The following is a 9,434-nucleotide window of genomic DNA, read 5'->3' on the forward strand; positions in this document are numbered from 1 at the left end:
GCGGCCGGACGAACTCCCACTCGGCATCCGACAGTTCATGGCGACGTATCACCCGACCATGATCCCCGACCGAAGATCATTTGACGACAGACCCTAGGGGCGGAACGGTTCGCCGAGGCCGACGACGATCTCGCGGTCGCCCCGGTAGGGTTCACGGCTGTGCGCCATGCGGACGTTGTCGATGACCATGAGGTCGCCGCGCTGCCAGGGCTCGCGCACCGTGTGCTTCTCGTAGACCGCGTTGATGAGGTCGACTGTGGCGCCGTCCAGGGGCGAGCCGTCGCCGTAGAAGGTGTTGAACGGCAGCCCGTCCGGGCCGAACTCCGCGGTGAGGAACTCACGCACCTCGGGAGCCATCGTCCACTCGTTCAGGAACGCGATCTGGTTGAACCAGCACCGTTCGCCGGACTCGGGATCCGCTATGACGGCCGGACGGGTCTGCCGGGTGCGCAGGCCGCCATCGGCGTCCCAGCGCACCTCGATGCCGTGGTCCGTGCAGTAACGCTCCACCTCGTCGGGGTTCTTGGCGCCGAACGCGTCCTCCCATCCGATCCCGACGAACGGGTTGTAGTGGCGGGTCAGCACCCAACCGTGGCGTTCGAAGCGCTCGACGAGCCCGTCCGGCAGGTCACGCAGCACAGCGCGGGAGTCGGCGACGGCCGTGACACCGCCGGCGGACGGCGGGGTGACACAGGCGAAGGCCATCAGCCGGGGTGCCTCGGCCGCGTAGCTGAGCTCATGGTGCATGCACATGGGCTGGTCGGCCGGCCAGTGCGAGGAGGAGTACAGGCCCGGTCCGAACTCGTCGCGGGGAGCGAACCCCTCGCGCTCGGCCATGCCTTCGCCGATGATCCCGCGGACCACGGAGACGGCGTGTTCGGGGCCGTCCAGGTCCAGCCCGCGGACCAGCAGGGCACCGTGCCGGGCCACCAGGGCCCGGATCTCCTCGCGGTGTTCGGTGACCCAGGTCGCGGCGTCGGTGCCGGGCCCGGGGGCGGCGTCCAGCCGCCGCAGGGCATCTCGCTGCTCGGACATGAGGGCTCTCCGTTTCGTCCTAGGGGGAGGAGGGTGGGGGAAGGGGGATGAGCTCAGACCAGGGGCCGCCGGAACGCCCACACCGCCGCGCTCGATCCGAGCAGCGCGACGAGGGCGCTCGCGCCCAGAGCGGACCACACCTGGGCGCCCAGCGGCTGGTCGAGGCAGAGTGCGCGCGAGGCGTCCATCGCGTACGACAACGGGTTGAGGATCGCCAGGACCTCCAGCCACCCCGGCATCCGGTCCACGGGCACGAAGGCGCTGGAGGCGAACATCAGCGGGAACGTCACCAGATAGGCGGCGCTCTGCATCGCCTCCGCGCTGCGCAGCCAGGCCGCCAGTGCCAGGAAGATCCAGGTCATCGCCCACACCACCACACAGGTCAGCAGCAGCGCGGCCACCAGCCCGACACCGCCGCCGGCCGGGTCGGCGCCCATGCACACCACGGCCACCACGACCAGGATCGCCAGCTGTGCGGTGGTGCGCAGCAGGTCGGCGAAGCTGCGGGCGAACAGCAGCAGCGGCGCGTGGATGGGCAGGGTGCGCAACCGTGCCACCGCACCGTTGTCCATGTCCCGGACCAGGCCGATACCGGAGGCGATCGCGGGGCCGATACCCGTGGTCACCAGCAGCGCGGGCAGCAGATAGTCCAGGTAGGAGACGCCGTCGGGCAGGTGGTCGAGGTCGACGATGCTGCCGAAGACCTCGCTCAGCAGAAGCAGCATGAAGACCGGTTGCAGCATGGCGAGGACCAGGGTCCTGCGATGCGCGAGATGGGCCTTGAGCGACCGCTGGGTGAGGATCAGCAGTTGGGCCCAGGGGCTGCTGCCGTACCAGGCGGGGGCGAAAGTGCCGACGTCCGGTAACGATGGACCAGGGGTCATGAAATTCCTCCGGGAGTCGTGCGCCCGTTGGTGCGCGGCACGGTGCGCCATATTCCTGGAGCGGTAATCGAAAAAGGCAGGATCAAAGAATCCGCCGCCATGACCGGCTACGCGATGACTGAGCGCGGATGTATCGGATGGCTGTGTCGTCCATGCGGAACGAAACCACTTCGACTCTATCGCGCGCAAATGGCCCCGACGGGACCTTTCCTGGCCAGTACTGGCCGGTGCGCCTCGGAATCATCAGGTGATATGGGCGATATGAGAGATTTTGCGCCCAAGAGGTGGGGTGCACTGTGCAATTTGTTGTCAGTGCCTTTCCCTCGTTGCGGTCCCTCGGTAGAAATGCACGGCAGTGCCGGATCGGCGCATGGAAACTCAGTTCGCGGACACGAAGGGCAGGGCCTCGGATATGGCGGGAATCGTCACCGCCCCCAGCGTTGACGCAGTGCTCCGGGAGTATGCGGAAAACCGTCCGGAAAAGACGGCGGCGGTATTCGTGACGGACCCGTTGAGCACCGATGGAGCGCAACGCCTCACCTATGCGGAACTCGACGCACAAGCCAGGAGCGTGGCCGTACGGCTGCGCGCCCACGTCCCACCGGGCGGCCGTGTCGTCCTGCTGTACCCCGCGGGGCTGGCCTTCGTCACCGCCTTCCTCGGCTGCCTGTACGCGGGCGCCGTCGCGGTTCCCTCGTCCCTGCCCGGCCGGTACCGGCACGAGCGCTACCGGGTCAGGCGCATCGCGGACGACGCGGGCGCCGTGGCGATCCTCACCGATACCGCCACCCGTGCCGACATCGAGGCGTGGGCCGCGGAGGAGGGACTCGACGCACTTCCCCTCCTGGTCACCGACGACGGCGACGCCCCCGATCCGCACGCATGGACGATGACGCCCGCCGGACACGACACGCTCGCCGTGCTCCAGTACACCTCCGGCTCCACCGGCGATCCCAAAGGCGTCATGATCAGCCACGGCAACGTGCTGCACAACACCGCCAATCTGGCCGACTCCCTGGGCCTGGACGACACCACCCCCATCGGCGGGTGGATTCCGCACTTCCACGACATGGGGCTGATGGGCTCGATACTCCCGCCACTGCTGCTCGGCGCGACCACCGTCCTGATGAGCCCCACCACCTTCCTCAAACGCCCCCACCTGTGGCTGCACATGATCGACCGCTATGGCATCGAGGCGTCCGCGGCGCCGGACTTCGCGTACGACCTGTGCAGCCGACGGGTCACCGACGCCCAGAGCGAGGGCCTGGACCTGTCCCGCTGGCGGCACGCGCTGGACGGCTCCGAACCCGTACGCGCCGCCGTGCTCGAACGATTCCAGCGGCGCTTCACCGGCCACGGCCTGCGCGCCGACGCCCTGACCCCCTGCTACGGCATGGCCGAGGCGACCCTCTTCATCTCCGGGGCCGCCCACACCGCCCCCCGGGTGCGGCATGTCTCCGCGGAACTGCTCGAGCAGCACGAGTTCCGGCCCGCGGCCCCCGACGAGCCCGCCCGCGCCGTCGTCGGCTGCGGCCCGCCGCTCGGCGCCCAGGTGCGCATCGTCGAACCGGACACCCGGCGCGTCCTGCCCGAGGGGGGCGTCGGCGAGATCTGGATACGCGGCGACATCGTCGGCCGGGGCTACTGGAACCGCGAGGCCACCAACGAGGCCGAGTTCCGCGCCACGACGGCGGACGGCGACGCCGGCTGGCTGCGCACCGGCGACCTCGGGGCCCTGTACCTGGGCGAACTCCACATCACCGGCCGCATCAAGGACGTCCTCAACCTGCGCGGCCGCAACCTCTATCCGCAGGACATCGAGGACGAGCTGCGCACCCGGTGGCCGGAGCTCGGCAACCTCGTCGGAGCGTGCTTCGCCGTACCTGGCGAGGGACCACAGGGCGACGACGTGCTCGTGGTCACCCACGAGGTGCGCGGCATCAAGGACGAGGAACGGCTGAGCGAACTCGCCGCCGAGATGCGGCTCACCGTCGCCCGCGAATTCGGCGCCCCCGTCGGCGCGGTCCTGCTGCTGCGCCCCGGCGGGGTACGCCGCACCACCAGCGGCAAGATCCAGCGGTCGGCGATGCGTGACCTGTTCCGCGCCGGCGCGTTGCGGCCCACCTACGCCGTCTACGAGCAGAGCCTGCTGCGCCCCTTACCCGAGCCCCAGGAGGCCGCCGTATGACCACCGCGTCCCCGGCCACCCGGACCCAAGACCCCTCCGCCGCGCCCCTCGAGCGGCTCACCCGCCTGCTCGGCGAGCTCACCGGGCCGGGGCAACCCTTCTCCTCAGAGGCGCTCGCCGAACTCGACCGAACGGAGGCGTTTCCCACCGAGGCATGCCGGGCGCTCGACGAGTTCGGGCTGCGGAGCTTCTACGTACCGGCCGAACACGGCGGCGCACTGGAAAGCTTCGACGTCGTCATGCGGCTGCTGCGGGCCGTGTCCCGGATCGACCTGACCGTGGCCCTCTCGCACGGGAAGACCTATCTCGGCGCCGCCGCCACCTGGATCGCCGGAGAGCCGGAGGCCGCCCGCCGGCTGGGACGGCGGATCGCGGAGGGGACACCCGTCTCGTGCGCCCTCACCGAGCGCCACCACGGCAGCGATCTGCTGGCCGATGAGGTGATCGCCAGGCCCGCCCCGGGCGGCGGCTGGCTGCTGTCCGGCGAGAAGTGGCCGATCAACCTCGCCACCCGGGCCGGCCTGGTCACCGTCCTGGCCCGCACCGACGAGGGAGGCGGTCCGCGCGGCTTCAGCCTCTTCCTCGTGGACAAGTCCCGTCTCGCTCCGGAACGGTTCACTCATCTGCCCAAGGCGCCCACCTACGGCATCCGGGGCGCGGACATCAGCGGCATCGTGTTCCACGACGCGCCACTGCCCGAGGAAGCGCTCATCGGGCGGGTCGGTGAGGGCATCGAGATCATCGTCAAGGCGCTGCACTTCAGTCGGACCGGCTGCGTCGCGATGTCACTGGGCGCGGGAGACCACGCGCTCGCCCTGGCCGCCGAGTTCGTGGTTCAGGACGCCGGTGGCGGACGGCTCGCGCTGGACCCGTACGTGCGGCGGGAGCTGGGCGAGGCCGCCGCGGGACTGCTGCTCTCCGACGCCACCGCCCTGGTGGCCGCGCGCTCCCTGCACGCGCTCGCCGGCGAGATGAGCGTGATCTCCGCTGTCGCGAAGGCATTTGTGCCCACCGAGGTCGACGACCTCATCGCGCGCCTGCTGCACCTCCTCGGCCCGTACGGGCTGCTCCGCCCCGACGCCCCGCACACCGGATTCGCCAAGGTGGAACGCGACCACCGCATCATCGGCATCTTCGACGGCAGCAGCCTGGTCAACCGCAGCGCCCTCATCGAGCAGTTCCCCCGCATCGCCCGCGGCTACGCGAAGGGCCGGTGGGACGCCGACGGTCTCGCCGAGGCCACGAATCCGCACGCCCCCCTGCGCCCGATGCGGCCCGGCGAGCTCAGCCTGGTCTCCAGCGGTGGCTGCTCCGTCCTGGCCGGCCTGCCGGCGGCCGTCGGCGAACTGCGCGACCTGGCCGCACGCGGCCACGCCTCCACGGCGCTCACCACCCTGGCCGGGCGGCTCCTGGACGTGTCCGACCGGCTCCACCAGGACATGGCGGCGATCCGGTTCCCGCCCCGCGCCGTCCCCGGCCACGCGTTCCGGCTCGCCGAGCGGTTCGAGTCGTGCTTCGCGGCGGCATCGGCGCTCCAGCTGTGGCTGGGCGCGGCCGCCCGTGCCCGGAGCCCGATCCCGGAGGCCGCGCTGCTCGCCTGTCTCGTCAAGGCGCTCACCGACCTGGAGGAGCCCGTCGACGACGCCGCCCGCACCGCCTTCGACGAACTCGCCGAAACGCTCCTCTCCCGCCCGTCCGCCCCCCTCCACTCGCTCCTCGACCATGTGGAGCCGACCGGCTCCCAGCAGGGAGCCGCCTCGTGAACACCACCATCGACCCCTTCACCCTCGCCACCACCGTGGAGAAGCGTCTCGGCGACCCGTACGACCCCACGAACCCCAACGGCTTCCAGGCGATCCTCGCCGCACGGGAAGCCGGACGGCCCCCGGCCGGTGAGCCCTTCCGCGCCGTCGGCGTGGGCGGCGCCGAAGGCTGCCCTGCGGACCCGGAGTCGCTGATGCACGCCCTGCGCACCGGTTACCGCAGATCGCCCGTGCTGACGCGGTCCGGCGGTGTGGCCCAGCGGGGGAGCGGCGCCGTGACGGTCGGCGCGACCGCCGTCGGCACACTCGACTCCGGCCTCCGCATGACGTTGCGCCACCTGCGGGCCCGGCGCCTGTACGGCGCGGCGGCCATCGACATCCCCCAGTTGCGCGCGGTGCTCGCGGGAGCCTACGCCGACCTGCTGCTGTGCGACACGCTGACGACACTCGCGGTCCGGGGCACCGACGCCTTCCCCGCCCGGCCGGACGCCCACGACAGCGTGGTCCGGGTCCTCGTACCACGCGCGCTCCAGGGCGCGATGGACCGCCTCTCGATGGTCCTGGGGTCGCGCTTCTACCTCAGGGAGAGCGAACACGCCGCCTTCCACCTGCTGCTGAACGAGATGCAGCACGCCCTCTTCGCCGCCGAAGGCCGACCGGACGGGCGGCCGGGCCGGGCGAGCCGTCCGGGCCGGCCGCCGGAGCCCGCCGGTCATGCCGCTCCGGTCAGCGGCATGACCGGCGCGGACCTCACCACGGCACCGGCCGTCACCGCACTGTGCGACCCCGAACTGCTCGCCGCGGCGCCCGGCCGCGCACTCCTCACGCGTGCGCGACGGGCACCGCAGCCGTCGGGCCGCGCACTGGAGCGCCTGGCCACGGAACTCGACCGCCGCTATGACACCGGCCGCTCGTTCGACCTGGCCGACCGCCCGGTCCCCGACCGCCCCTAGCCGCCGCGCCCGGACACCCGCCACCCCAAGCCGAAGGAGACACTCATGTCCGACCCCCACGCCGAGCCGCACACCCTCGACAGCCTGCGGGAATGGTTGACCAACTGTGTCGCCTCCCATCTGGAGCGGCCCGCCGAAACCATCGACACCAGCGCGCGGCTCTCCGACTACGGACTCGACTCGCTGTACGTCCTGTCCGTCGCCGGAGAGCTCGAGGACCACCTCGACATCTCCCTCGACCCGACGCTCCTGTGGGACAACCCGACCATCGACGCGCTCAGCGAGGCCCTCGCCAAAGAACTGGCCCAGTACGCCTGACGGGCACTCCGCCTCGCATCCGCCACCGCATCCCACCCCGCGCAGTCCGCCACCCCGCAGAACCGAGAGGACCGCTCCGCCATGTCCGACGCCGCCCGTACGCTCCGTCGACCGGTAAGTGCCGCCCAGTTGGGCGTGTGGGTCGCCCAGCAACTGGACCCGGACAGTCCGCTCTACAACTGCGGCGCCTATCTGGAGATCGGCGGCCCGGTCGACACCGGCGTTCTCGGAGAGGCGGTACGGCGGGCCGTGGAGGAGACCGAGGCGCTGCGGTCGTACTTCACCGAGGACACCGACCCCGCCGACGCCCCCGAGCGCGCCGAGGACCCCCGGCTGTGGCAGCTCGTCGTACCCGCCGAGCCGACGTCTCTGCACGTGCGCGACCTGCGCGACGCGGTGGACCCGGAGGCCGCGGCGCACCGGTGGATGAACGCGGAGATGCAAATCCCCTTCGACCTCGGCCGCGGACCCCTGAGCGATCAGACCTTGCTGCTCCTGGCCGACGACCGGTCCTTCTACTTCCACCGCTACCACCACGCCGTCCTCGACGCGTTCGGACAGAGCGTGTACGCCGCGCGCGTCGCGGCCCTGTACACCGCCCTGCTCACCGGCACCGAGCCGCCCGCGTCCGGCTTCACCACCCTCGACCGGGTGGTCGCCGAGGAGACCGGCTATCCGGGGTCGCGCCGCCACGCCCGGGACCGGGCCCACTGGCTCGACCTGTTCGAGGAGATGCCTGACCCGGTGGCGCTCGCGGGCCGCTCGGCCGGCAGCACCCACAGAAGTCTGCGGCGCATCCAGACCCTGCCGACCACCCTGGCCGATCGGCTCACCGCGCTGAGTGACCGGCTCCGGGCGCAGTGGCCGGCCGTCGCCATCGCGGCCACCGCCGTCCTCTACCACCGCATGACCGGCCGCACCGACCTCACCTTCTCGATGCCCCTGGCAGGCCGCACCAGTCGGACGTCCCTGGCCACGCCGAGCGCGATGGTGAACGTCCTGCCCATCCGGGTGACCGCCACCCCGGAGACCACGTTCACGGAGCTGGTCGCGTCGGTGTCGCGCTCACTGGCCGATGTCATCAGGCACCAGCGGTTCCGGGGCGAGGAACTCGTCAGGGAACTGGGGCTCTCGGGAGGCCGCCAGGCGCGCCTCGGCCCGACGCTCAACGTGGTGGCCTACGTCGACGAGCTCCGTTTCGGCGACACTCCTGCCATCCCCCACCCGCTGTCCACCGGACCGGTCAACGATCTGAAGATCAACTTCTATGGCACGGCGGCCTCTGGCAGGGGCATTCGCGTCGAGTTCGACGCCGACCCGGACCTCTACGACGAACGAGAAATCACCGCCCACCAGCAACGGCTGATGCGGGTGCTGGAGTGGGTAGTGGGGCAGCCCGATCGCCGCATCGGTGATGTGGAGTTGCTGTCGGCGGTGGAGCGGGAGCGGGTGCTGGTCGGGTGGAATGGTGAGTCGCGGGGTGTGCGGGGTGTGTCGTTGCCCGTGTTGTTCGGGGAGCAGGTGGCGCGGACGCCGGACGCGGTGGCGGTGGTGTGTGGCGAGGTGTCGTATGGGGAGTTGGAGGCGTGGTCGAATCGGGTGGCTCGGTGGTTGGTGGGGCAGGGGGTGGGTCCGGAGTCGTTTGTGGGTGTGGTGCTGCCTCGGTCGGTGGAGTTGGTGGTGGCGTTGCTGGGTGTGGTGAAGGCGGGTGGTGCGTATGTGCCGGTGGATCCGGGGTATCCGGCGGAGCGCAAGGCCCACATCCTGACTGACGCACGGCCGGTGCTGGTGATCGACGATGTGGCGGCGCTCGCGGCGGCTGACGAGTACGCGGACACGCCGGTTGAAGATGTCCCGAAGCTGTCGCATCCGGCCTATGTGATTTATACGTCGGGTTCGACGGGTCGGCCGAAGGGTGTGGTGGTTGAGCATCGTTCGGTGGGGGCGTATCTGGAGCGGGCGTGTGAGGTGTATCCGGATGCGTCGGGTACTGCCGTGCTGCACTCTTCGGTGGCGTTCGATCTGACGGTGACGGCGCTGTACACGCCGTTGGTGAGTGGTGGCCGGGTGGTTGTGGGTGAGCTTGATGAGCGGGCGGGGGATGTTGGCCGGCCGTCGTTTATGAAGGTGACCCCGTCGCACTTGGGGCTGTTGGAGGCGCTGCCGGAGGAGGTGTCGCCGTCGGGGACGTTGATTACCGGTGGTGAGGCGCTGGTGGGGGAGGCGCTGGCGTCGTGGCGGGCCGCGCATCCGGATGTGGTGGTGGTCAATGCGTACGGTCCCACCGAGGCCA

General features: G+C 70.9%; 7 protein-coding genes. 5 read left to right on the forward strand and 2 right to left on the reverse strand.

All coding sequences use genetic code 11. The features are described from left to right. Positions 1–93: 93 nt before the first annotated feature. Both ABD329_RS46755 and ABD329_RS46760 read right to left on the reverse strand, forming a co-directional pair. The gene (locus ABD329_RS46755) at positions 94–1,035 is read right to left on the reverse strand and encodes a TauD/TfdA family dioxygenase (protein WP_344318128.1); all 942 of its coding nucleotides are present in this window, start codon (positions 1,033–1,035) and stop codon (positions 94–96) included. 53 nt (positions 1,036–1,088) lie between these two features. Continuing rightward, a complete protein-coding gene (locus ABD329_RS46760) occupies positions 1,089–1,919 on the reverse strand; it encodes an ABC transporter permease (protein WP_344318129.1) in 831 nt (276 codons plus the stop codon). 412 nt (positions 1,920–2,331) lie between these two features. Between ABD329_RS46760 and ABD329_RS46765 the strand changes: the two genes are divergently transcribed. The 5 genes from ABD329_RS46765 to ABD329_RS46785 form a co-directional block, all read left to right on the forward strand. Continuing rightward, the gene (locus tag ABD329_RS46765) at positions 2,332–4,107 is read left to right on the forward strand and encodes a fatty acyl-AMP ligase (protein ID WP_344318134.1); all 1,776 of its coding nucleotides are present in this window, start codon (positions 2,332–2,334) and stop codon (positions 4,105–4,107) included. Continuing rightward, entirely contained in the window at positions 4,104–5,870 is a 1,767-nt protein-coding gene (locus ABD329_RS46770; RefSeq protein ID WP_344318130.1) for an acyl-CoA dehydrogenase family protein, read from the forward strand. Before ABD329_RS46765 ends, ABD329_RS46770 begins: the two co-directional genes overlap by 4 nt. Beyond that, the gene (locus ABD329_RS46775; RefSeq protein WP_344318132.1) at positions 5,867–6,823 is read left to right on the forward strand and encodes an acyl-CoA dehydrogenase family protein; all 957 of its coding nucleotides are present in this window, start codon (positions 5,867–5,869) and stop codon (positions 6,821–6,823) included. Before ABD329_RS46770 ends, ABD329_RS46775 begins: the two co-directional genes overlap by 4 nt. Before the next feature lie 45 nt (positions 6,824–6,868). Then, the gene (locus ABD329_RS46780; protein ID WP_198282293.1) at positions 6,869–7,141 is read left to right on the forward strand and encodes an acyl carrier protein; all 273 of its coding nucleotides are present in this window, start codon (positions 6,869–6,871) and stop codon (positions 7,139–7,141) included. An 81-nt stretch (positions 7,142–7,222) separates the two neighbouring features. Beyond that, on the forward strand, positions 7,223–9,434 hold a 2,212-nt coding region (locus ABD329_RS46785), incomplete at its 3' end, for a condensation domain-containing protein (RefSeq protein ID WP_344318133.1).

Source organism: Streptomyces javensis (assembly GCF_039525925.1).
GTDB lineage: Bacteria > Actinomycetota > Actinomycetes > Streptomycetales > Streptomycetaceae > Streptomyces > Streptomyces asiaticus.

Bases quoted from the DNA above. Each gene is read 5' to 3' on its own strand.
- ABD329_RS46755 (WP_344318128.1), bottom strand. From the start codon at position 1,035: ATGTCCGAGCAGCGAGATGCCCTGCGGCGGCTGGACGCCGCCCCCGGG.
- ABD329_RS46770 (WP_344318130.1), top strand. From the start codon at position 4,104: ATGACCACCGCGTCCCCGGCCACCCGGACCCAAGACCCCTCCGCCGCG.
- ABD329_RS46780 (WP_198282293.1), top strand. From the start codon at position 6,869: ATGTCCGACCCCCACGCCGAGCCGCACACCCTCGACAGCCTGCGGGAA.
- ABD329_RS46760 (WP_344318129.1), bottom strand. From the start codon at position 1,919: ATGACCCCTGGTCCATCGTTACCGGACGTCGGCACTTTCGCCCCCGCC.
- ABD329_RS46765 (WP_344318134.1), top strand. From the start codon at position 2,332: ATGGCGGGAATCGTCACCGCCCCCAGCGTTGACGCAGTGCTCCGGGAG.